The sequence below is a fragment of the Gordonia sp. CNJ-863 genome (assembly GCF_001942325.1).
In the GTDB taxonomy this organism is placed as follows: Bacteria; Actinomycetota; Actinomycetes; order Mycobacteriales; family Mycobacteriaceae; genus Gordonia; species Gordonia alkanivorans.
Genome location: NZ_MKKG01000001.1, coordinates 116047 through 138791, shown reverse-complemented (window position 1 = coordinate 138791; position 22745 = coordinate 116047). Strand labels below are relative to the sequence as shown.

Sequence of the window (22745 nt, the reverse complement as noted above, 5' to 3'; positions counted from 1 at the left end):
AGCGAAGGCAGGAGGACGCGATGCGTGATGTGCTCGGTGAGTGGTACCTCGCCGATGGCGACGATGAGCGCCGCGATTTCGTCACTAAGGCCAGAATTGTGCTGGATGCCAACGTCTTACTGGACCTGTACCGGATATCGAAAGAGTCCCGCGAGAAGATCCTCGCCCAGCTCGAACGGGACGAGATCCGGCCCCGCCTCTTCCTTCCCTACCGCGCCGGCCTCGAATACCACCGTCGACGACTGACTGTCGCAGCAGAACACGCCAAGCAATACACCAGAGCGACGAACATCATCTCGGGAGTCAAGGGCAGAGGCGTCAGTAGTCAGCTCCTGCAGGAACTTCGCGCGGCTATCAGGGAAGTCAAGGACGCCGGAGTGCAGAAACGACTACTCGACGCGGCGGACACGGCATTCAAGGAAGCCGCGACTACCGTCGGCGAAGCGATACGGGCAGAGCGAGAGTCGAACATCCTCCACCCCAGTCAAATTCAGACAGATGACCCAATCCGGGATCGTATCGAGAAGCTGTTCACCGATGCCGGTCAGATCGGTCGTCGGCGGATATCGACCGACCTCCAGGCACGAGAGGACCAAGCGCGTGCTCGGCTCGCCGCTGCCATGCCCCCCGGGACCGGAGTCGATGAGTCCAAACGCGACGGCGGAATCGGAGACCCGCTCATCTGGATGGAGATGATGGACCTGGCCAAAACTGACAAGCAGAACGTGTTGTTCGTGAGCAACGACATGAAGGCAGACTGGCGTCAAATCGTCGATGACAAGGACTTCGGGCCCCTACCCGACCTTCAGCGTGAGTTCGCTGACGAGACCGGCCACCGCTACCACCACGTCAGCTCTGACACCTTCCTCGAAGACCTCAACAAATACTTGGAAGCCGGCGTCGACGACGACGTGATTGACGAGGTTAAGCATGCACGGACCTATTCTCCGCACATTTGGATAGCGGCGGACCAGTCATCATCGGTCCCGACAATTGAACAACTGAGACGTCTTCAAAACCAGCTCGACACAGGAGGTCTCAAGGAGGCGCTACTCCGGGCTGCCACCCAATTGGCCGACCTCGGGACGTCCGCAGAGTTCCAAAACTACCGGAGAATGCTGGGCGCCCTCGACCCGGAACGTGCAGCGGCCGACGAAGACGACCCCGAAGCCGAAGATGACCCCGAAGCCGACCAGGGAAAGTCGCCCACAGAGGATTGATGACAGGGCCCACCGTCAACTCGGTTGCGCTTGTCGGTAGATCGGGCAGCCGCACGAGGTGTTGCAGGCGAAGCTCCAGGTGGGGTGGGCGGCGTGGGTGTGTACTCCCCAGGGGTGCCCGCATTCGCAGTCGGGGAAGAACTGTCGGTCCCAGCGGTCGCAGAGGTCTTCGACGGTCAGCGTTCCCGATGGGTAGCCCACGGCGCCTCGGAAGCCGACGCACTGGTATTTCGACCAGGTGGGGTCGACCTCGACCGGGCAGCCGAGGTAGCCCAGGTCGTGGTTGATGACCAGCCCGTAGTCGAAGGTGTTCTGCCCGCAGCGCCCACACCAGTCCTCACCGGTCGGTACGGGTTGGCCGTCGGGGCGCCCGGCGCGACGCTGCTCCCACAGCTGGCGCAGGGTCGCGATTTCGGCCTCGAGGCGCCGTTGCTCTTCGATGCGCTCGGCGGTGCCGTCGAGCAGATCGAGCAGGTCGATGTCGTCGTGGTCGGATGATGATGTGCGGCGCGCCATGGGGTGTCCTCTCAGGTGGCGTCGTGGGGCGTCAGTTGGCGGCGTAGATCGGTGTGCAGGTCAGGAACAGGCATTCGCGGTTCGCGTCATCGGCCAGGACGATCCCGATACCGGTGGTGAGGATTTCGGCGAGACCAAGCGCCCACTGGGACCACGTCAGATCGACCATGGCGTGCACGTCCTCGATGGGCACGAGCTCAGGATGTCCGCTCTGGAGCACGTTGGTAGCGCGGATGATCTCGCGTGCGCTTGGGCTGGCGGCGATGTTGCTGTAGCTCCACGACATGCGAGGCTCCCTTTGTGTCGAATGTTGCTGTGGTGGTGCATCTTCTGAGCGTCTAACCCGCCGTAGTGCTGCACCTTATAGGGTTCACAATATGCACCCTATGGGGTGCAGTCAAGTCATGACCACAACCACTCTCCCGACGACGCCGACCGCGCCGTCCTCGCAGGGCCTACAGCTCGACATGTTCGCCGAGGCGGCACGCGATGAGCGTGCGCACGCCGAGCGCACAACTGGTGTCCCTCGCTTGTATGCCCTGCGGTGCACCACGATTGCCGACTACGAGCACGCGATGACGCAGTGGAGGAAGGCGTGGCCTGATCTCGCCTGCCTGCGCGACTCGCACGGCTGGCACGTCGCGATCGGTGAGTACGCGAGCAGTCGCGAACCGACCGACACGTGCATCCCGATCACCCTGCAAACCGACCTCCGATGCAACCGGGCATCGCACCGCGGTTGCCTGTGCGTGGGTGATCTGGTCTCGCGCAGCTTCTGCCGAGGCTGCGGCTGGCACTCCGAGGTCGTCGGCGACGACACCGACGCGGCGCTGCTGGGCCTGGATCACTGCTTCCCGGGATGGCGCGACGACCCGATCGTGCCCTCGGCGCCCTACGACGACGGACCCAAGCGCCGCACCCGCATCAACTGGAAACCACCGTCACCGAGCTACACGGCACCGAACGACCGCAGGGCTACCCGATGATCACCCGACGGGGACCGCACGGGTGGCGGGCGGTGCCAGGCCGGTCGTTGTGGGGAGGCTACGACGTCGCCGCCGAAACGCTCGGCCGATGACCGACACCACCGATCGAGCCGTGCCCGGCCTGCGTACCGGGCACGGCACGCACTCGCCCTCCCCCGGCTCTGGCAAGCTCGACACCACACAACCACCCACCGCCCCGAGAGGCCCGAATCCATGTCGAGCGAACCGTCCGCCATCAGCGTCGACGAGACCGCCGTCATGACCGCCGTCGGAGCAGCGATCGTCGCCCGCCGCACCGAACTCAAGATCAGCCAGCAAGCACTGGCGCGCACCGTCGGCACCAGCCGGACCTTCCTGCGCGGCATCGAGGCCGGTGAGCGCGCACCGACCGTGGTCACACTCACCCGGATCGCTCGCGCCCTGCACACCACACCCAGCGCACTGATCACCACCATCCGCTGACCCGGCCCCGCCACTCTCAACGCCGCCAGCTGCCATCCCACGAGGGCCAGAGCCCTCTTGCCTACCGGCGCAGCCACGCAACTCCCTGCAATTCCAAGGTATTCGTTGCGCGTTTCTGTGGAGATTTTCGAACGCATAAAAAGAATCCCGGAATAGACGAGGTGAAGGGCATTCAAAGGGCCCCCTAACAGCATGTCTCGGTGCATTTCTGTGAAAGCTGAAATACGTTGCAGCCCTTGCATATACAGCCCATTAGGTATAGAATAGAAGAAAGCAAACAGCCACCGAAAGAAAGGTTTCAGAAATGACGATCACCGTGTACACCAAGCCCGCCTGCGTCCAGTGCCACGCCACCTACACGGCGTTGGACAAGCAGGGCCTGACCTACCAGGTGGTCGACATCAGTACCGACGACGACGCCCGCGACTACGTGATGAGCCTGGGCTACCAGCAGGCCCCGGTCGTAGTTGCCGGTGACACGCACTGGTCGGGGTTCCGCCCCGACCGGGTGAAGGCGCTCGCCGAACGGGATTTGTTGTCATCCGATGCAACATTGGCCGGGTAAGAGGGCCTGCTTTCTAGCAGGGAAGATGCGCCCGTGGTTGCGAGAAGGTCGCGAACAACAGGCCCAGGCCACTGGGCTTTCCCATGCATCTATGTTGCATCTGATACAACTCACGTGTGACAAGTGACGACGTCGTCCGCGGTCGAGCGGAGTTAGCCCGCAATGTTGTGCAGCTGGATCCGGAACGGGCGATGTTCGACGCGATGGTTGACGGGTGGGCTCAGCAGCAGCGGGCAAAGTTCCTGCGCGAGTCGACGATCGGTCCTCGAACGCGGCTGGTTCGCCGCTTCGCCGCTTCGCCGAGTTCACTGGACTGTATCCGTGGCAGTGGACCCCAGAGGAGGGCGAAGCATGGATCAGTCATCTCCGATCGAGCCCAACCCCACTTCGGTTGTCCACTGTCCGCGGCTACGAGGTGGACATCGGCCTGTTCTGTGCCTACCTGGTCGATGCCCGCTACAACTGGGCTACTGAATGCATTGCTCAGTTCGGTTGCGCGCCCGTGCAGGTCTTCCACGAAGACAACTCCATCATCCACGTCGGTGAGTACGAAGGTGATCCTGGTCGACGACCGCTGACCTACGACGAGGTCCAGGCGCTGTTCGATGCCGCGGACGCACGGGTCGCGCAGATCCGATCTCGCGGCCGGAAAGGAGCGATACCGGCGCTGCGCGACGCCGTAGCACTGAAGTACTGCTACGCCTACGGCTTACGCCGGCAGGAGGTTTCCCGCAGCGATGTCGTTGATCTTCGCAGGAACTCGAAGTTCCCGGCCTTCGGCCGGTTCGGGGCGCTGACCGTGCGGCACGGCAAAGCGTCCCGGGGCGGCCCGCCCAAACGCCGCACCGTGCTCACGGTGCCGGAGATGAGCTGGATCGTGGACATCCTCGACCACTACCTGACCGACGTGCGCAGCGAGCTCGACCACACCGGGCACCCAGCGCTGTTTCTCACCGAACGCGGTAGCCGACTGGGAGTGCGCGCACTCAACACCGCCTTCGCCACCGCTCGAGACGCCGCAGGAATCGACCCGACCCTCGACCTCCACTCGCTGCGCCACTCCTACGTCACGCATCTGGTGGAGTTCGACTACCCCGAACGATTCATCCAGGAGCAAGTCGGCCACGCATTCTCCTCGACCACGGCGGTCTACATCGGGGTCAGCAACGAGTACCGCAACGGACTGCTTATGCAGTCCATCCACGCCCGATACGGCCACCTCCTCAATGACGGGACCCCGACATGAAGCAGATTGACTACACGTGGCATCTGCGAGCCAGGATGGCCGCCCACGGCATGTACTCGACCACCGATCTGCAACCGCACCTCGCTGACCGCGGGATCACACTCTCCCGCGAACAGGTTTACCGGCTGGTGACAGGGCAGCCGCAACGACTGAGCATGCACACCCTGGTGGCCCTGTGCGACATCCTCGAGTGCACCCCCAACGATCTGATCGAACCCCACATCGTCGACACCGCAGTTCGCAAGACTGCCGGCAAACCGGCAGGGGTCACACCGATCACCGCCCGTCGCACCACCATTCGACGACCGGGCACCGAGTCGTGAGTGTCGCCTCTCCGCCGACGTATCCCTGTTCGGACTGCGGCACCATCGCCCCGAGGTCCAAACGCACACCCGAAGGGGGAATTTGCCGGTCCTGCTACAACATCCGACGCCGCGAACCGTGCAGCAACTGTGGCAAGCACACCACCCCCAGCAGACGTACGCCCGCAGGCGATCCGCTATGCGGCCACTGTGCGCGTCCCAAACGCCGCTGCACCGGCTGCGGACAGATCGACCACATCAAGACCAGCGGTGAGGACGGCGAGCTGTGCCAGCGCTGCTACACCGCACCGGCGCGCCTGTGCGGACGCTGCAACAACCACGTGCCGATCGCGATCAGAGCTCGCCCCGGCGCCGTGGACCTGTGCCGGCGCTGCGCCACAGCACCCGAGGAGACGTGCAGACGTTGCGGACTGCTCCGTGAAGTGCACACCCGGTGGCCGTTGGGGCCAGTATGCGTGCGCTGCTATCGGCGAACTCTGTCGGAGTCGGCGTCCTGTGCCGACTGCGGCACCACCGCCGCACTCATCGGCAGAAATGCTGCCAGTCAACGCATCTGCGGTCCATGCGCGGACTCCGACCTGGACTATCGGTGCTCCACGTGCGGCGGAACGGGGCAACATCATTTCGCCCGAACCTGCCACCGCTGCTCGATCATCCGGCAGGCCCGGGACCTGCTCACCACACCCCAAGGGTCGATACCCGACAGCCTCGCCGAGTTGCCGACGTTCCTCGCCGCCCGTGGCCAGCCGCGCTCGACACTGCGGTGGCTGACCAAACCCGCGACCGCCCAGCTACTGAAGCCGCTGGCCTCCAGCGAACACCCCATGAGCCACACCGTGCTCGACCAGTGCCCGCCAGGGTGGGGACGCCACCACCTGCGCGAACTGCTTATCGACGCCGCCATACTTCCCGAACGCGATGAAGCCCTCGAACGGCTCGACACCTGGATCAACGAGACCGCCGCCACGCTGCCAACCCACCACAGCGCGCTGATCCGCCCCTACGGCCATTGGGCCATCCTGCGCCGCGCACGCCGCAGGTCCCGCCGTCGCCGGTTCACCCACGCCGCCGCCGACTCCGGCCGCAACAAGATTCGCGTCGCCATCACGCTTCTGACCCACCTCGACGAGCACGGCCACACCGTCGGCGACCTGACCCAACCGATGATCGATGCCTGGACCGACGGACAGCATCACCGCACCAACAACATCGCCGGGTTCATCACGTGGCTGACGCAACGCGGACTTGCCACCAACATATCGGTGACCCGCTACCCCACCCCACCGCCGTCGCAGACCGGCGACGAACGCACCCACCAACACGCCATCGCCGCGCTGCTGTCGGGCGACACGTCCGCTGACTTGCCCACCCGCATCGCCGGTCTACTCGTGCTGCTCTACGGCGCACGACTCCCCCAGGTGCAGAACCTCACCACCTCGTCGCTCACCCGCGACCAGGACCGCAGGTACGTGACGCTGGCACGCCACCCGATCGAGCTACCCGAGCGACTCGCTGAGCTGATCGACACCCTTGCCGGCACCGTCTGCGCCGACCCGCGCGCCTGCACCCGGGACGGCCGCGGATTCCACCTCTTCCGAGGCGGAATCGCCCATCACCCGTTGCACGTGAGAACCCTGAGCCGAAAGCTCACCACCGCAGGCATTCCCACCCGCGTCAGCCGCAACCACGCCCTGCTCGCGTTGGGCGCGGATTTACCCGCCGCGGTCCTGGCCACCCAGCTCGGACTGTGCTCCACGACCTCATCGCAGTGGGCGCAACTGGCCCAACGCGACTACACCGCCTACCTGCACAGCCACGACGCCGAGCACCCAGCCCCGCCGACCGACGTCCCGGTAGGCACAAGTCGCTCAGCGGCAGCACGTCGGGTCGAGGACCTGTCGTAAAGCTTGCAGAGCGTCGGCGTGGGCCCGGTAGTAGACGTTCATGCCGCGGCGCTGGGGCAGGACCATGCCGGCCTTCTTGAGTTGTCCGAGGTGGTGGCTGACCGTGGGCTCAGACAGTCCAACAGCAGTCGCCAGATCGCAGGTGCAGACCTCACCCGCGGCATCGGTGAGCAGGATCGACATCAACTTGATCCGGACTGGATCGGCAAGAGCTTTGAGCCGCAGCGCGATCTCCAGCGCCGCGGCGTCATCCAGCGCTGACGCCGAGACCGGTGCGCAACAGATGGGATCGGTCATGTCGATGACCGGAAGCGTCTTGGGCATGCACCCAATCCTACCCACTGTATTGACATATGTCGAAGAGGCGGGCACTCTGGGCGACGTCAGTAGTTCGATGTATGTCTCACAGGTGGAGGTAGTCATGTCGCGCATGCAGCTCGCGCTCAACGTCGATGATCTGGATCAGGCGGTCGAGTTCTACTCGAAGTTGTTCAATGTCGCACCGGCCAAGCGCAAGCCGGGTTATGCGAACTTCGCGGTCGCGGAGCCGTCGTTGAAGCTGGTGCTGCTGGAGAATCCGGGTAAGGGCGGCACGATCAACCATCTCGGTGTGGAGGTCGAGTCCAGCGATCAGGTGCACGCCGAGATCGCCCGGCTCAGCGGCGAAGGCCTATTCACCGAGGAGGAGATCAACGCCACGTGTTGTTTCGCCACTCAAGACAAGGTGTGGGTGACCGGTCCGGCAGGTGAAAAGTGGGAGGTCTACACGGTGCTGGCCGACTCCGAGACCTTCGGGTCCAGCCCAACGCTGTTGGCGGACAACGAGACCCCTGACTCTGATTCTGCGGTGTGCTGCGGTACTGCCGGCGCCGCGCAGCCCGGCCAGTCCACGGCGAGTGCGTCGACCGCTTGTTGCTGAGCGTCGTCCCCGCCGGTCGCGGGCACCCCTGATGGTGCCCGCCGACCGGTTCAGGTGGTGTGGGTCAGGCGGGCGGTGAGGTCGGTGAGTCGAGCGGCGATGTCGTCGCGGATCAGGCGCATGCGCTCGACGCCGTCGATCCCGCGCAGGGAGGGTTCATCGGTTTCCCAGACCTCCACGACGGCCCCTTCTGGCGGTGCGACCTGCGCGGAGGTTCCCAGTACGACGGTCAGGTCCGCCTCGCGCATCAGATCGTCGGTGAGCTGGCGAGGGGTGTGGTCGCTGACGTCGACACCGGCCTCGGCGAGCACTTGAGCGGACAGCTCGTTGACGCGCTTGCCGATCGCGGCGTCGGTGCCGGCCGAGGAGGCGTTGATCGTTCCGTCGACCAGCGTGCTCGCCAAACCTTGGGCCATCACCGACTTGCCCCGATTACTCACGCACACAAACAGAACCGAGTGTGGTGCGCTCATCGCACACTCGAGGTGTCGTCGGCGGGCGCGATCTCGGCCAGCAGGTCGACCACGAGCGAACGAATCTGATCGCGAATCGGGCGCACGGCATCGATGCCTTTGCCGGCAGGGTCGTCCAGGGCCCAGTCGCGGTACCTGACGCCGGGAAAGACCGGGCAGGCGTCGCCGCACCCCATGGTGATGACCACGTCGGAGGATTCGACGGTGTCGGGGGTGAGGATCTTCGGTGATTGGTCGGAGATGTCGATACCGACCTCGGCCATTGCCTCGACAGCGGCGGAGTTGATGGCGTCGGCGGGGGCTGACCCCGCGGAACGAACCTCGACCCGACCGCCGCCCAGGGCGGTCAAGAACCCGGCGGCCATCTGAGAGCGGCCGGCGTTGTGGACGCAGACAAACAACACACTCGGTGTCTGTGCAGACATGGGAGCAGCTTCCTTTTTGGTGTGAGGGGGTTATGCGGGGCGAGGAGCGAACTCGTGGAGCAACCCCTGTACGCGGGTGTCGAGGTCGTCGCGAATTGCGCGCACCCGATCCAAGGGCAGGCCTTCGGGATCGGTGACTGTCCAGTCGAGGTACCGCTTGCCCGGATAGATGGGGCACGCATCACCGCAACCCATCGACACCACGACATCGGCGGCGGCGACGACATCGTCGGTCAGCGGTTTGGGGAAGTCGTTGCCCAGGTCGATCCCGATTTCGGTCATCGCCTCGACCACGGTGGGGTTGATCGAATGGACCGGCGCTGAACCCGCCGATCGGACATGGACGCGGCCGCCGGCCCGGTGGGTCAACAGACCTGCGGCCATCTGCGACCGGCCGGCATTGTGCACACACACGAACAACACCTCGGGCACGTCTTTGGCGATCGCCCCGTCCGATTGCGCCAGTGCGCGCAACCGGTCGGCAGCGAACCGGCTCGCCAACGAGGTCAGATGCGCCTGTACCCGCGAGGTGCGGCGCAGTGCCGCATACGACTCGAAAACGCAGCGCTCCACCGTCTGCCGCGACACCACACCCTCGTACTTCGCGGCCAAATCCGCGGCAATACGACCGAGCACGACATGCGGCATGAGCAGTTCGGGCTGTGCGCGATGCTCCCCTGCCGCCAGGCGCTGATCCAGGGTCGAGTCGTCCATCACCGTGCCTCCGTGACCAAGCCCGGCTGAGCTGTCGACTGCGGGGCGGTGAAGCGTTTACGCAACGCCAGCGAGACGTACACCAATCCCACGAGGACCGGCACCTCGATCAGCGGCCCCACCACCCCGGCCAGGGCTTGGCCCGAGGTGGCCCCATACGTTGCGATCGCGACCGCTATAGCCAGTTCGAAGTTGTTGCCCGCGGCGGTGAACGCCAGCGTGGTGGTGCGTTCATACCCGAGCTTCATAGCAGCGCCGAACGCGTACCCGCCGCCCCACATCACCGCGAAGTACACCAGCAACGGAATTGCGATCCGGACCACGTCGAGAGGCTGTGACGTGATCTGATCACCCTGCAGGGCAAAGAGAATCACGATGGTGAACAGCAACCCGTACAACGCCCACGGACTGATCTTGGGAATGAACCGCGACTCATACCAGTCGCGTCCCTTGCTCCGCTCCCCCAGATACCGGGACAGGAACCCGGCGACCAGTGGGATACCCAGGAAGATCAGCACCGATTTGGCGATCTGCCACGGCGAGGCGTCGATCGTTGTCTGTTCCAGACCCAGCCAGCCCGGCAGCACCGAGAGGTAGAACCAGCCCAGGACCGCGAACATCACGACCTGGAACACCGAGTTGATCGCCACCAACACGGCCGCCGCTTCACGGTCACCGCACGCCAGGTCGTTCCAGATGATGACCATCGCGATGCACCGCGCCAACCCGACGATGATCAACCCGGTGCGGTACTCAGGCAGGTCGGCCAGGAAGATCCAGGCCAGCGCGAACATCAACGCCGGGCCGACAACCCAGTTCAGAACCAGCGACCCGATGAGCAGACGCTTGTCCCCCGTCACGGTGTCGAGGCGGTCGTAGCGAACCTTCGCCAGCACCGGATACATCATGATCAGCAGGCCGATCGCGATGGGCAGCGAGACACCATCGACCGAGATGGCCGAGAGCGCATCGTTCAGGCCGGGAATCAGCCGGCCCAGGAGTAGCCCGGCGACCATCGCCACCCCGATCCACACCGGCAAGAACCGGTCCAGGGTGGACAGCCTGCCGACGACCGCGGGATGCTCTGGTGTGTTCGTAGCGGTACTCACGCGGTCACCAACGTGTCTGCGGTGGGATCCGCTGAACTCAGAATCGACGAAAGCTGCTGCAACGCAGCAGGAACAACCCAGTAATACACCCACGTTCCCCGGCGCTCGCAGTCCAACAAACCCGCCTGCCGCAACACCTTCAGATGATGGGAAATGGTGGGTTGGGACAGATCGAACGATTCCGAGATGTCACACACGCAGGCCTCCCCGCCGGCATGGCTGGCCACCAAGCTCAGCAACCGCAGCCGCACCGGATCACCCATCGCCTTGAACATGCGCGCGAGCCCCACTGTCGCATCGGCACTGAGCGGTTCCTGCACCAACGGCGTGCAACACGCCTCACCTGCCACGACAGGCAACTCGTTCTGTTTCGACATGCGTCTATATTGACAGACCTCGAACTGCCGAACAAATGAACATCGGCTGAACGCCAACCGCGTCGCCGCCGCTCTCGCGCGGCGGTCACCTCCCGCCCGAGGCGTGGCGGCCACGGCCGCACGAAGAACGCCGTTCCTGACCCGCCGATTGTTCTACGCCCTGACCTGCGCGGCAAGAGACTCCGACCGACCCGCTGCCACGCGCTGCGCTCCGATCGCGGCACCGGGCCGCTCTCCGCTCCTGACGCATCCGGCCAGCGCGCAGAAGCGGTCAAATATCAGGAAAGGCCACACCCGACCGGACGCCGAAGAGTGTGGGTCTGATGTCGAGCGAACGACGTTGCGGCTGAGGCAAAATCGACAATTCAAGTACGAAAACAGTTGTACGACAAGCAGATACGATGTATCATCGAGTAATGACGGTGAGGCCAAAGACCAATATCGCGCCGACGAATATTGCCTCTCCGCCAGCCACCGCAGCCTGACCCGCCAGTCCCTCAGAAACGGGTGTCGCACTTGCCGTCGACGACACCCACCAGCACACCGACCAAGGAGACCGAGGATGAGCCGTCCATCCACCACCAGCGCCACCAGCGCCACCAACGCCACCAACGCCACCAACGCCACCAACGCCACCAACGCCACCAACGACCACACCCAGTGGGCCTTCGGTGGCCTCGCGATCGCCACCGACAACGCCTCACTGTGGGCAACCCAAGCCGCAGCGGATCCCGCCGACACCTCCGCACCCCAGGTGCAGGCCACGCTCGCCGACGTCGAGGGCGATCTTGTCGTCTCCATCGCCGTTCCCGACGGCCTTACCTTCGTGGCCAACTTCGACGAGGGCGTCATCCAGATCACCATGGCCAACATCCATTCGGACTGCTGCCAGAGGTGCGGGGAACACTTCAGCGATCCGCACGCACCGGAATGCGAGATCGGCGCCGCCGAAGAGGCCGCGCTCGCCGCCCAGGACGACACCGCCATGCTCGCCGCCCTCGAGGCCCGCGCCGAACGGCGGCTGCGATGAGCTACAGCCTCGACGCAGCCCTCACCGACATCACGGCCGCCACCGGGTTGGTGTTCACCCGCACGACCTTCGGCTCGCAGCGCAGCGGGCACCTCGCCTACACCCGCACGCGCGATGCCGTGGTAATCATCGACAACGACTGGCAGGCGCTCATCGACAACGGCGCCGGCGTTTTCGTGCCGAGCAACCCGCACCGCCCGCCCGTCCACTCGATCGTCATCGCCGTCTACGCAGACGGTGACCTCACCCGCCTCCCGCTCACGGAGGTGAACACCCGCCTCGCCGACATCGCTGTGCTTCCCCACCTGCTCGACCAGGCCCTCGAACTGGCCGAGCGCGCCCGCCGAGAGTACGGCCACTACCTCAACTACGACTACGACGGCCGCGGCGACACCGAACGCCGCCGCCAGGTGATCTGACCCGTGCCCGCCGAGACCCCACCCGACCCGTCGGTGAGCGCAGCCCACCACGACGACGTAGCGCTCACCGACGGCCACGGGTGGGCCAGCGACACCGGTCACGCCGAGGTCCTGTTCCTCTCGGCGCTGCTGTGGGCCACACCCGCCCACCACGACGACCTCGCCGACGTCGTCGGCATGGTCCGCGCCGAGGACTTCTACGTACCCGCCCACGGCGAACTGTTCACGATCATCGCCGAACTCATCGCCGACGGCGCCCACCGCGCGCACGACTCCACCACCGTTGCCCACGAACTACGCCGCCAAGGACGTGCGGCCACCCTCGGCGCCGAGCACCTCACCCGTGCGCTCGTCGCGGCGACCGCCGCCGGCGCCGACGGCATCCAAGCCCGCCACTACGCGGCGATGGTCGTCGCCGATGCCTACCGCCGCCGCTACCGCGCCGCCGGAGACGGCATCACCCACGCCGCCGACCACCTCCCCGAAGCCGAACTGTGGGACTACATGTGCGCCCACGGCATTGCCCTGCGCGAGCACCGCACCCGCCTGTCCGCCCTGCGCCCGAACTGAGCGAAAGGAACACCGCCATGCCCACCGACACCGACACCCGATACCCGGCCGCCGAGCTCGCCAAGCTCCACGCCGACGCCTACACCCTGCGCCACGTCGACAACCTCACCTGGGACCAAGTCGCCACCGCCCTCGACGAACCCGTCGCCGTGGTCAAGGACTGGGCGCAGACCTACATCGACCGCACCGACGCCGCCGCCGCCGAACGACAGATGTCGCTGTTCGACTGACCCCTGCCCGCACCGACCCTCGTCGCCTCGTTCGGAGCTCGCCCATGCGCACCCGCGCCCGTTTCGCTTCCCGCACCGTGCTGCGCCTCGCGCTGCTCGCCGCACCGTCGCGGCAGCCTTCGCGGCTCTCAGCGGCGTCGTCGACGCCCTCCCCGCCCCCGCCGACCTCTGGACACGTGCGACCACTGTTGCCGAGCCGTCGCGATCCTCAGCCGACACCACGCCCGCAGTAGTCACCCGTGTCGTCGACGGTGACACGATCGTCGTCGACACCGACACCGATCCCGCGCTCACCGTGCGCCTGCTCGGCATCGACACCCCCGAGGTCCGCAAACCCCACACCCCGGTCCAACCGTGTGGCCCACAAGCCAGCGACCGCACCCGCGCACTCGCCGCCTCCGGCACCGCCGTGCGCCTCGAGTACGACCCTACCCAAGACCACACCGACCGCTACGGCCGCGCCCTGGCCTACGTCTGGATCGGCGACACCATGCTCAACCACACACTCGTCGCCGAAGGGTGGGCACGCACCTACGTCTACAACCACCAACCCGGCCGCCACGCCGACGCCCTCGACGCCGCCCAGCGCGACGCGCAGGCAGCCCGAGCAGGCGTCTGGGGACAGTGCCCGCGATAATCCGATCCTCAGGCGCGCACAGGCGCGGGCACCAGCAGCGGTGCCGCCATGGTGATCCACCGTCCGGTCCGCACGCGATGGGTCACCGCGAGCGCGATCACGCTCACCGCGGCGATACCCAGCAACACCCAGAAGGCGACTGTGTAGCCCTCACAGATGTTGTATGCGGCGTGCGTCAGAGCGAACGCGATGACCAGTCGGTAGTCGCGCCAGCGCCAGATCATGTAGGCCGACACTGTCGCCCACAAAACCATCCCAATGGCGAGACCGAGCTCGTAGTACACGTGGTACGCCAGCCGCATCGGGACGAGCACGCACAGCGCCGCGATTGGGCCGGCCCCTGTGGGACGTAGCCACATCGCGAGCGCCGCGATCGGGACCGCGACAACAAACACTTCCTCACTGAACCCGGCGCGCAGAGCCGCAAGGACTTCCGCCGCGGGTGGACGTGACGCCGTCGTGCTGGCGTCGACAGCAGACGACGGCTCCACAAAGACCTCGATGAGCCACCCGCTGCCCACGCTGGCGTACACGCTCAGCACGAACACGCTCACGCACGCCAGATAGGTCGACGGCGACAGCGGCGCGCGACGCGTCCACCTCGGCCAGGACCACCACGGACGCCACTCAGCCCCTCCAAGAAGTGGGATCGCGATGACGAACACGAGAGCCGCGAAGACAATCAACGACCAAAGTTCTATGTCAGCGGCGCGCGAGTACGGCTGGGTGGAGGCGCCCTCGCCGAAGCGTTCGATCGAGGTGTAGATACCCCGTCCGAATGCGATCAGATAGGACGCAGCAGCGACGACAAGCGCGGCCACACGTGACGCGATGAATTGCCAACGTACTTGCCGTGTCGGTGCGTCCGAGACTTCAAGCATCGGCTACTCCATCTGGGTCGGGAGGATACGGCGAGGTGCGGTGACGACCCTCTCACTTTGAGCGCCCGGCACTAACACAAGGCGGAGGTCGGTGTCAGAACAGGCCGAGCTGGTCGGCGGGTGTGGACGGCACGGGTTGGAACAGTCGGTGTGCCTGTTCGGGGTCGCCGCCGTCGCGTAGGTAGGTGCGCAGCATGATCGAGCGTGCGGCGCGGTCTATGGCGGTGGTTGGTCGTGATCCGCGGTGGCGGCCGAGACCGACGGCGTAGGTGAGGTTGTTGGTTTGGGTGCCGATGCGCACGTGTGCGGAATCGACGCGCACGCATAGCGGTTCGTTGCAGTAGTGCTCGCCGATGTCGGCGGCGTCGGCGCCCAGGTCGGGGTGTACCAGCAGCAGCGCGAAACGGTGTGCGCTGATCGCCCGTTGGCGGTTGTTGCGGCGGAAGGTGAATCGGCCGTAGCCGTCTGGTGAGCTGATCGCGCCGATCCAGTACCAGCAGCCGCGGGGCGTGAGGACGACGTGCTGCCAGAAGTGTTGCTCGGCGCGAGCATCGGGCATCAGTGTCGGGTCGGTGACCACACCCGGCGACGGCGTCGTGGTGCCGACCGTCAGGTGGGCGGTCGGCACCGCGAACAGACGGAGTTGATCGTGGTCGGGGTCGACACTCATGGCCGAACCGTAGAACGCTAGGCCGACATCACCCCGGGATCGGATGGCTGCTCGGTGCGCGCCTCATCGGCGGCCGCGTCCGGTGTGGCTGGGGCCGGTGTCGACTCCGCACTCGAGGTGACCTTTTTGGTCCCGACGGACAGGCCCGCCTCACGCAGCAAGGTTTTACCTTTGGCTGCGCTGATCTCCACCAGCTCGGCCGCGCCACTAACACTTCCTACGCGCTCGGCGATCGCGGCCAGCGCGGTGGCTTTCGCGTGGGTGGATCGTTCGGTGATCAGTCGCAGTTCTGCTTCGGCAGCGGCGAGTTCGGAGTCGGCCCGCAGGAACTCGGCGATGTTGGCCTCGTTGGCTTCCATCACCCGCAACTCGGCTTCGAGTTTGCGTTCGAGCTTCGCGCGTTCCTCGGCCCGACGCGTTTCCAACGCGGCAAGGGTTCGTTTGCGCGCAGCAGCGCGCGCCTGGCTTCCAGTGAGTTTTGAATTGTTCGACGGCATACCCGACACGATAACGCCGGCCAACGCCCTCTCGCCACCGCCACACGCGCCTTCTCCGTGAGCATTTCATCGTCCCTCCCCTCTCCATCACCCTCGTTTCCCGCCCGCCAATTCCGTTCATCCCCGCCCTCACCTGCACCAACACCCCCGATCACCCCTCATCACGCAACCTCACCCTCGAACGCCAAACCCCTTAACTCCCACACACCTCTTGCATTCCGGATTCGTCCGACGAAATTAATGTGCCAGAATGCAGCCATGGCCGGTGCCGGGACGTGCGATCACTGCGGTGGCGTGCTGCCCGGAGACGGCTCGCCGCGACGCGGACGGCCGCGCCGTTGGTGCTCGACGGACTGCCGCCGCGCGGCATGGGTCCGCCGCCACGACCGGCCCGCCGCGACTGGGATGACCGCCCAGGATGCAGTCGCCCAGGTGCTGGACTCCCCCACCGCCACAGCCGAACTCCTCGCGGGGTTGACGGCGCGGATCGAGGGCGGCGACGAGGTCGCCAGCGGGGTCATTGCCGAGCTGGTCCGGGCGCACCGCGCCAGCGTCCATGCGGTGGCCCGGACCAACGAGCTGCGCCCATTCCGGCGGTGACCTGAGTGACCGCAACCATCCACAAGCTCACCGCCGGCGACGGGTATGAGTACCTGACGAAATCCGTTGCGGCGATGGACGCCACCGACAAAGGGCGGGTGTCTCTGGCCGACTACTACAGCGCCAAAGGTGACTCGCCGGGGCAGTGGATCGGGTCCGGCCTGGCCGGGCTGAGCGACGTCGGATCGGGCCTGGATGTTGCCGATGAGCTCGCCGAGGCGCGCACCGTCGAGGCGGGGTCGATTGTGTCGGCGGCGCAGATGAAGGCACTGTTCGGTGAGGGCCGCCACCCCAACGCCACCGCGATCGAGCAGCACGCCGTGGCCTCCTCGGACTGCCGCGCTGCCCAGGCGTTGGCGGCGACGAAACTGGGCAACGCCTACGCCGTCTACAACGAATTCCCGGAGTTTCTACAGGAACTCGCGGTGGTGTTCCGCGACCACAACCTCGCCCGCGGCGAACGCTGGGATGCGGTCATCGACGACGACACCCGGGCGGCGTTGCGCACCGAGTTGGGGCGCGAGCGATTCACGAAAACCTACCGTCGGCCGCCGCGGGATTCGCGCGAGCTCTCAGGGTTCATCGCGCAGGAAAGCCGTCGGCGTCAGTCGGCGGTTGCCGGCTACGACATGACGTTCAGTCCGGTGAAATCGGTGTCGGCGTTGTGGGCGGTCGCGCCGCTGCCGATGGCTGAGAAGATCGAGGCCGCCCACCGTCAGGCGGTCGCTGATGCACTGGCGTTCATCGAGCGCGAAGCGTGCCTGTCGCGGTTGGGAACCGACGGCATCGCCCAGGTCGACACCGACGGTCTGATCGCTGCAGCGTTTACCCACCGCGACTCCCGCGCCGGGGACCCCGACCTACACACCCACGTCGCCATCTCCAACAAGGTGCGGGTGCGCGACGCCGCCGGGATCACCCGGTGGATGGCCCTGGACGGTACCCCGTTGTTCAAGGCCACCGTGTCGGCCTCGGAGGTGTACAACTCGCGCATCGAGCTGTACCTCCAACGCGATTTGGGGGTGTCGTTCAGCGAACGGTTCTCGGCCGATGTGCGCAAGCGACCTGTCCGCGAGATCGACGGTGTGTCCGCCGAACTGATGGCCCGGTGGTCGTCGCGGCGCGCAGTGATCGAGGAACGAATCGGTGAACTGTCCAAGCAGTTCCTCGCCGATCACGGCCGCGAACCCACAACCGGTGAGGCCTTCGATCTGGCCCAGCAAGCCACCCTGGACACCCGCGAAGCCAAACACGAACCCCGCTCCTACGCCGAGCAGCGCCAGGCGTGGCGGGCCGATGCGCGACGCATCCTCGGCGGCGATCGGGCGATCAGCGACCTCGTGCACGAGGCCACCCATCCACGCCCGCGTACTCGCGAGCACCCGGAGTTCACCGACGAGTTGTGCACCGAGCTCGCCGCCAATTGCATCGAGAACATCTCGGCCACGCGCGCCCGCTGGCAGCGTCCGCATCTGCGTGCCGAAGCCGAACGTCAACTGCGTGCCCGCGACTTCGCCGGCATCACCGACACCGACGAACTCGCCGCCGCGGTCGAGCGCATCGTCGACACCGCACTGGCCGCCGACACCAGCGTCGCGGTGTCCTCTGACGCCCTCGACGGCGACCTCAACGAACCCGAGGTGTTGCGTCGCGCGAACGGCGAATCAGTGTTTGTGCGCCACGACGTCGCGCTGCACACCAGCACCGACATCCTCGCCGCCGAACACCGCATCGTGGCCGCTGCCAAACGCTTCGACGGCCGCCGACTCGACGAGACGACCGTCGACATCGCGTTGCTCGAGCAAGCCGCCAACGGCCGCGAACTCAACGCCGGACAGGCCGCCATGGTGCGCGAACTGGCGACCTCCGGGCGCCGTGTGCAACTGGTCCTCGCGCCCGCCGGTACCGGTAAGACCACCGCCATGCGCACCCTCGCACGGGCGTGGACCGACAGCGGCGGCACCCTCATCGGCCTGGCCCCCACCGCTGCCGCCGCGGCGGTGCTGCGCGAGGAACTGGACACCACCACCGACACTGCCGCCAAACTCGTCCAACTCGCCACCGCGGAACGCGAACTCGCCCAGACCCGCGCCCTGGCCGCCACACCACGCTGGCGCACCATCGGTAAACCCGAGCTCGCCAACAAGGTCGCCGCCGCCAAGAAAACGCTGGCCGACCCGACATATCAGAACCTCACACTGCCCGACTGGTACACCCAGATCGGCCCCGACACCCTCGTCGTCGTCGACGAAGCCGGGATGGCCTCCACGGCCGATCTCGACGAGGTCATTCGGTGCGTGGCCGCCCGCGGTGGCAGTGTGCGTCTGGTTGGCGACGACCAGCAACTCGCCTCGATCTCGGCCGGCGGTGTGCTGCGCGACGTCGCGCACGAGACCGGCGCACTCACCCTGAGCCAAGTGGTGCGGTTCTCCGATGCCGCCGAAGGTGCGGCGTCGCTGGCGCTGCGTGACGGTGACCCCGCCGCCCTCGGTTTCTACGCCGACCACGGCCGCATCCACATCGAATCCGATGCTGCCGCCGCCGATGACGCCTACCGGGCATGGGCACGTGACCGCGCACAGGGCCGCGACACCGTGATGATCGCCGCCACCCGCGACACCGTCAACGCGCTCAACGAACGCGCCCGCGCCGACCGCCTGGCCGCCATCGACCCACACCTGCACGGGCCAGAACTGCGGCTGTCGGACGGGTTGTCGGCCAGCGTCGGCGACATCATCAGCACCCGCAGCAACCGCCGCGACCTACGCGTGTCGGCCACCGACTGGGTCCGCAACGGCGACCGGTGGCGGGTCACCCACATCGGCGCCGACGGCACCCTCACCGCCCAGCACCTCGACCTCAACCGGCACGTGCAGCTACCCGCTGACTACGTCGCCGAACACACCACCCTCGGCTACGCCTCCACCATCCACGCCGCCCAGGGCATGACCGCCGACACCTGCCACGTCATCGGCTCCGACGCCCTAGACCGCCAGCTGCTCTACGTCGCGATGACCCGCGGCCGCCACGGCAACCACATCTACCTGCCCACCACCGAAACCGACCCACACAACGCCACCACCCCCAAGGCCCGCCACCCCCAAACGGGGCTGGAAACCCTGGCGGCGATCCTCGGCCGCGACGGCGCCCAACAGTCGGCGACCACCGCCCAACGCGAAGCCGCCGACCCGTTCCTGCGCCTGGCCCGCGCCGCGGCCGCCTACGACCACGCCCTCGGTGCCGCCGCCGAACACACCCTCGGCGCCAAGGCGCTGCGCGACCTCGAACACGACGCCGACGCCCTCTACAGCACCCACACCGGCACCCCCGCGGGCACGCTCACCGCGTGCGCGGCCTGGCCCACCCTGCGCACCCACCTCGCCACGCTGGCCCTCGGTGGCGACGACCCGATCGCGCGGCTGCAGGCCGCGATCACCCACCGCGAACTGGCCACCGCCGCCGACCCGGCCGCCGTGCTCGACTGGCGACTGGACCCCACCCAACAACACTCCGCAGGCGGCGGGCCCCTGCCCTGGCTGCCGCGGGTCCCCGACGGGTTCGACGACCCCCAGTGGACGCCCTACCTCACCCGCCGCGACGCCCTCGTCACCGACCTCGCCGCCGCCGTCACCGAACGCGCCACCGCCTGGGACGCCACCACCGCCCCCGTATGGGCCCGTCCGCTGCTGCTGGCTGACCCCGAACGCGGCCGCGAGCTCGTCGCCGAACTCGCCGTGTTCCGCGCAGCCCGCTACGTCGACGACACCGACCGGCGTCCCGCCGGACCGCGACCAGATTCCATCGCCCTGGCACGGCGCCACGCCGCGCTGACCGAGCGCGCCGACGCGCTCATCACCACCACCGCCGAGGCGCCCGCTACGCCGACCTCGCCCGCGACCTCGACCCCCACCTCCTCGCCGACCCGTACTGGCCCGAACTCGCCGACCACCTGGCGCTGGCCGCCCGCGCCGGCATCGACGTGCACGCCCTGGCCCACGACGCCCTCGCCGACAACCCGCTGCCCACCGAAATGCCCGCCGCCGCACTGTGGTGGCGCCTGTCCGGACAGTTGCGCCCGCCGCCGTCGAAGCCGCCAACACCGGACTGCGCCCCAACTGGGCCGACCACCTCGTCGGGATCGTCGGGGACCGGGCCGCCGAAGCGATCCTCACCGACCGGGCCTGGCCCGCACTCGTGGCCGCGGTCAGCGCCGCCGACCCCGACCAGTGGACCCCCCACGACCTGCTTGACCTCGCCGACACCCTGCTCCACCACGGCGCCGACGACGACCACACCGTGCGGCTCGACGAGTACGCCCGCCTGCTCACCTGGCGGGTCGAACTGCTCGTCACCCACAGCAGCCACGCCACCGACACCACCCCACTACCGCCGGCACCGCCCACCCCTGAAGACGAAGCCGCCGCCGAAGCAGCAGCCGAAGCCGCCGGACTGTCCGACCCATGGGCGCAGGCCAGTGGCCCCGTAGCCGACGTCGACCACGAGCTCGCCGCCGTCGACGAGGACTACCTCGCCGCGCTCACCGACACCGAACCGCCGCCGGACACTGGCGTCGACGTCCTCGATCCGGACGACCTCGACCGCTACGAGGATCTGGCCTTCGACGAGTTCGCCGCTGACGTCGTCGCTGCTGCACCTGATCGGTTCGCCGCGCCGAGTGACCCCGCCGAGTGCATTGCGCTGCGTTATGAACTGACCGCCCAGCTTGCCGAACTCGGCACCGACTTGGCGCAGCTGCGTGAGGCGATCAACGCCGGCACCAGCGCCCACCAGCAGGCCATGGCACCGCATGTCCTGGCGTTGCGCGCTGCTGCCGATCACCAGTTCGCCGCGGCAGCCGATGCCGCAGGCCACCACCACGACCTGATGATGGCCGAACAACTCATCGAAGACCTCACCAACCAGGCATCCGCCCTGCGCCGCACCGCCGCCCAGCTCCGCGCCGCCGACACCACCGACCTCGACCCCCTCAGCGACGATGAAGCACCCGACCTCGCCGCGCTACGCGCCGAGGCTGACGCCACCGCTCTGGACTGGCGCGTCACCGCCGCGGTCGCCGACCGCGACGCCCTCGCCGCCGTCTACGCCGACGCCACTACCCGCCTCGAGGAGGCGATCGCCGAATCCGGTGGTGTCCGCGTCACCGACACCGACGTCGAACTCATGCGCCTGCAAGCCAGCGAACTCGACGAACTCAACCTCGCGGACCTGCGCGGCCGCCGCGCCGACCTCGCCACCCGCATCTATCGAATCGACAACCGCCTCAACCACGTCCACGCCCTCACCCAGACCGCGCACCACCACCGCGACACCTACCTCATGCCCACCACGGCCACCGCGCCCGTCGCTACCCCCGACGCGGTCACACCGTCGGCGACGCAACCCGCCACCGAAGCCACCGCCACCGCGGTCGCCGAACCGGCGGCTAACACCGAGCTAAGCGACTGGCTCCGCGCGGACCCCATCCGCGTCATGAGCGACGACCAGCTCACCGCGCACCTGCGCACCCTCACCCGCCGCCACACCCTCGCCGTCGACGATCTGAGGACCAGCCGACCAGCGCCCGAGCGGACGCCGCGGGTGCGCGCCGAGCACGCCGAACTCGCCGACACCGTCGACCGCATCGCCACCGCCCGCACCACCGGGAATGCGCTCACCGGCGCCGCCGCCCGCGTCACCGACGCACGCGCCGAGCTGGCGGGACTGCCGCCCGCCGGCCGCGGTCGCAAAGCCCGCGTCGAACACGACCAGCACCACCAGCGCCTCACTGAGGCGGTCGCCGCGGCCGAGCGTCAGCACCAGTACCTCGCCGCAGCCCACGAACAGACCAAGCGAGAGGTTGGTGTTCCCGAACACCAGTGGGACGAATTGACCGCCCGCGCCGCCGACACTGCCACGCTTACAGGCGAACTGGCTGCGGCCGAACATGCCGACGCCCGTGCCCGCCAGCTCCA

27 protein-coding genes are annotated in these 22745 nt (G+C 67.1%); 16 read left to right on the top strand and 11 right to left on the bottom strand.

The annotated features are described in order from the left end of the window. Positions 1-20 precede the first annotated feature (20 nt). On the top strand, positions 21-1220 hold the full coding sequence (locus BJF87_RS00740; protein WP_075862486.1) for a PIN-like domain-containing protein: 1200 nt from the start codon (positions 21-23) through the stop codon (positions 1218-1220). A 15-nt stretch (positions 1221-1235) separates the two neighbouring features. Here the strand turns inward: BJF87_RS00740 and BJF87_RS00735 are convergent, their stop codons facing one another. Next, the gene (locus tag BJF87_RS00735; RefSeq protein WP_075862485.1) at positions 1236-1736 is read right to left on the bottom strand and encodes a hypothetical protein; all 501 of its coding nucleotides are present in this window, start codon (positions 1734-1736) and stop codon (positions 1236-1238) included. A gap of 31 nt (positions 1737-1767) precedes the next feature. Further along, positions 1768-2022, bottom strand: coding sequence for a hypothetical protein (locus BJF87_RS00730; protein ID WP_075862484.1), 255 nt, complete (start codon positions 2020-2022; stop codon positions 1768-1770). A gap of 118 nt (positions 2023-2140) precedes the next feature. Between BJF87_RS00730 and BJF87_RS00725 the strand changes: the two genes are divergently transcribed. The 7 genes from BJF87_RS00725 to BJF87_RS00700 all read left to right on the top strand — a co-directional run bounded on the left by BJF87_RS00725 (position 2141) and on the right by BJF87_RS00700 (position 7222). Further along, positions 2141-2722 (top strand): DUF6349 family protein, encoded by a 582-nt coding sequence (locus tag BJF87_RS00725; RefSeq protein ID WP_139319395.1) that lies wholly within the window; start codon positions 2141-2143, stop codon positions 2720-2722. Further along, a complete protein-coding gene (locus tag BJF87_RS27175) occupies positions 2719-2814 on the top strand; it encodes a DUF6349 family protein (RefSeq protein ID WP_222844773.1) in 96 nt (31 codons plus the stop codon). The genes BJF87_RS00725 and BJF87_RS27175 overlap by 4 nt, the downstream gene beginning before the upstream one ends. A gap of 121 nt (positions 2815-2935) precedes the next feature. Beyond that, the gene (locus BJF87_RS00720) at positions 2936-3184 is read left to right on the top strand and encodes a helix-turn-helix domain-containing protein (protein ID WP_035755568.1); all 249 of its coding nucleotides are present in this window, start codon (positions 2936-2938) and stop codon (positions 3182-3184) included. Between the two features lie 304 nt (positions 3185-3488). Next, positions 3489-3749 (top strand): redoxin NrdH, encoded by a 261-nt coding sequence (locus BJF87_RS00715; protein WP_075862482.1) that lies wholly within the window; start codon positions 3489-3491, stop codon positions 3747-3749. Positions 3750-4140: 391 nt separating this feature from the next. Beyond that, entirely contained in the window at positions 4141-4995 is an 855-nt protein-coding gene (locus tag BJF87_RS00710; RefSeq protein ID WP_258325149.1) for a site-specific integrase, read from the top strand. Further along, positions 4992-5318: a helix-turn-helix transcriptional regulator gene (locus tag BJF87_RS00705; RefSeq protein WP_075862481.1), complete on the top strand. Its 327-nt coding sequence runs from the start codon at positions 4992-4994 to the stop codon at positions 5316-5318. The genes BJF87_RS00710 and BJF87_RS00705 overlap by 4 nt, the downstream gene beginning before the upstream one ends. A 716-nt stretch (positions 5319-6034) precedes the next feature. Beyond that, the gene (locus BJF87_RS00700) at positions 6035-7222 is read left to right on the top strand and encodes a hypothetical protein (RefSeq protein ID WP_075862480.1); all 1188 of its coding nucleotides are present in this window, start codon (positions 6035-6037) and stop codon (positions 7220-7222) included. Here the strand turns inward: BJF87_RS00700 and BJF87_RS00695 are convergent. Next, positions 7187-7546 carry an Rv2640c family ArsR-like transcriptional regulator gene (locus BJF87_RS00695; protein WP_075862479.1) on the bottom strand — a complete coding sequence of 120 codons (360 nt, stop codon included), beginning with the start codon at positions 7544-7546 and terminating at the stop codon, positions 7187-7189. The genes BJF87_RS00700 and BJF87_RS00695 overlap by 36 nt on opposite strands. 97 nt (positions 7547-7643) lie before the next feature. Between BJF87_RS00695 and BJF87_RS00690 the strand changes: the two genes are divergently transcribed. Continuing rightward, positions 7644-8141, top strand: coding sequence for an ArsI/CadI family heavy metal resistance metalloenzyme (locus BJF87_RS00690; RefSeq protein WP_075862478.1), 498 nt, complete (start codon positions 7644-7646; stop codon positions 8139-8141). 50 nt (positions 8142-8191) lie between these two features. Here BJF87_RS00690 and BJF87_RS00685 read toward each other — a convergent pair whose 3' ends face one another. Genes BJF87_RS00685 through BJF87_RS00665 form a run of 5 tightly spaced genes read right to left on the bottom strand, consistent with a single transcriptional unit; the run spans position 8192 to position 11239 of the window. Beyond that, positions 8192-8614 (bottom strand): low molecular weight phosphatase family protein, encoded by a 423-nt coding sequence (locus tag BJF87_RS00685; RefSeq protein ID WP_075862477.1) that lies wholly within the window; start codon positions 8612-8614, stop codon positions 8192-8194. Next, positions 8611-9039: an arsenate reductase ArsC gene (locus BJF87_RS00680; RefSeq protein WP_075862476.1), complete on the bottom strand. Its 429-nt coding sequence runs from the start codon at positions 9037-9039 to the stop codon at positions 8611-8613. The genes BJF87_RS00685 and BJF87_RS00680 overlap by 4 nt, the downstream gene beginning before the upstream one ends. Before the next feature lie 30 nt (positions 9040-9069). Next, on the bottom strand, positions 9070-9753 hold the full coding sequence (locus BJF87_RS00675) for an arsenate reductase ArsC (protein WP_075862475.1): 684 nt from the start codon (positions 9751-9753) through the stop codon (positions 9070-9072). Continuing rightward, a complete protein-coding gene (gene arsB, locus BJF87_RS00670) occupies positions 9753-10862 on the bottom strand; it encodes an ACR3 family arsenite efflux transporter (RefSeq protein ID WP_075862474.1) in 1110 nt (369 codons plus the stop codon). Before arsB ends, BJF87_RS00675 begins: the two co-directional genes overlap by 1 nt. Further along, positions 10859-11239 carry a helix-turn-helix transcriptional regulator gene (locus BJF87_RS00665; RefSeq protein WP_075862473.1) on the bottom strand — a complete coding sequence of 127 codons (381 nt, stop codon included), beginning with the start codon at positions 11237-11239 and terminating at the stop codon, positions 10859-10861. Before BJF87_RS00665 ends, arsB begins: the two co-directional genes overlap by 4 nt. A gap of 562 nt (positions 11240-11801) precedes the next feature. Between BJF87_RS00665 and BJF87_RS25620 the strand changes: the two genes are divergently transcribed. The 5 genes from BJF87_RS25620 to BJF87_RS00635 all read left to right on the top strand — a co-directional run bounded on the left by BJF87_RS25620 (position 11802) and on the right by BJF87_RS00635 (position 14125). Next, the gene (locus tag BJF87_RS25620) at positions 11802-12269 is read left to right on the top strand and encodes a hypothetical protein (RefSeq protein WP_139319394.1); all 468 of its coding nucleotides are present in this window, start codon (positions 11802-11804) and stop codon (positions 12267-12269) included. Further along, the gene (locus BJF87_RS00650; RefSeq protein ID WP_075862470.1) at positions 12266-12688 is read left to right on the top strand and encodes a hypothetical protein; all 423 of its coding nucleotides are present in this window, start codon (positions 12266-12268) and stop codon (positions 12686-12688) included. Before BJF87_RS25620 ends, BJF87_RS00650 begins: the two co-directional genes overlap by 4 nt. Positions 12689-12691: 3 nt before the next feature. Beyond that, positions 12692-13258 carry a DnaB-like helicase N-terminal domain-containing protein gene (locus tag BJF87_RS00645; protein WP_075862469.1) on the top strand — a complete coding sequence of 189 codons (567 nt, stop codon included), beginning with the start codon at positions 12692-12694 and terminating at the stop codon, positions 13256-13258. A 17-nt stretch (positions 13259-13275) separates the two neighbouring features. Then, on the top strand, positions 13276-13488 hold the full coding sequence (locus tag BJF87_RS00640) for a hypothetical protein (protein WP_075862468.1): 213 nt from the start codon (positions 13276-13278) through the stop codon (positions 13486-13488). Positions 13489-13783: 295 nt separating this feature from the next. Next, positions 13784-14125, top strand: coding sequence for a thermonuclease family protein (locus BJF87_RS00635; protein ID WP_075862467.1), 342 nt, complete (start codon positions 13784-13786; stop codon positions 14123-14125). 8 nt (positions 14126-14133) lie between these two features. Here BJF87_RS00635 and BJF87_RS00630 read toward each other — a convergent pair whose 3' ends face one another. The 3 genes from BJF87_RS00630 to BJF87_RS00620 all read right to left on the bottom strand — a co-directional run bounded on the left by BJF87_RS00630 (position 14134) and on the right by BJF87_RS00620 (position 16173). Next, entirely contained in the window at positions 14134-15006 is an 873-nt protein-coding gene (locus BJF87_RS00630; RefSeq protein WP_139319393.1) for a hypothetical protein, read from the bottom strand. 94 nt (positions 15007-15100) lie between these two features. After that, complete coding sequence (locus BJF87_RS00625; RefSeq protein WP_075862465.1) at positions 15101-15676, bottom strand: hypothetical protein; 576 nt, start codon at positions 15674-15676, stop codon at positions 15101-15103. A 17-nt stretch (positions 15677-15693) separates the two neighbouring features. Then, complete coding sequence (locus BJF87_RS00620; protein ID WP_139319392.1) at positions 15694-16173, bottom strand: hypothetical protein; 480 nt, start codon at positions 16171-16173, stop codon at positions 15694-15696. A 258-nt stretch (positions 16174-16431) separates the two neighbouring features. Between BJF87_RS00620 and BJF87_RS00615 the strand changes: the two genes are divergently transcribed. Together BJF87_RS00615 and mobF are read left to right on the top strand one after the other, a co-directional pair. After that, the gene (locus tag BJF87_RS00615) at positions 16432-16773 is read left to right on the top strand and encodes a hypothetical protein (RefSeq protein WP_262338810.1); all 342 of its coding nucleotides are present in this window, start codon (positions 16432-16434) and stop codon (positions 16771-16773) included. Positions 16774-16778: 5 nt separating this feature from the next. Beyond that, entirely contained in the window at positions 16779-21023 is a 4245-nt protein-coding gene (mobF, locus tag BJF87_RS00610; RefSeq protein WP_075862462.1) for a MobF family relaxase, read from the top strand. The last annotated feature ends 1722 nt before the right edge of the window (positions 21024-22745 follow it).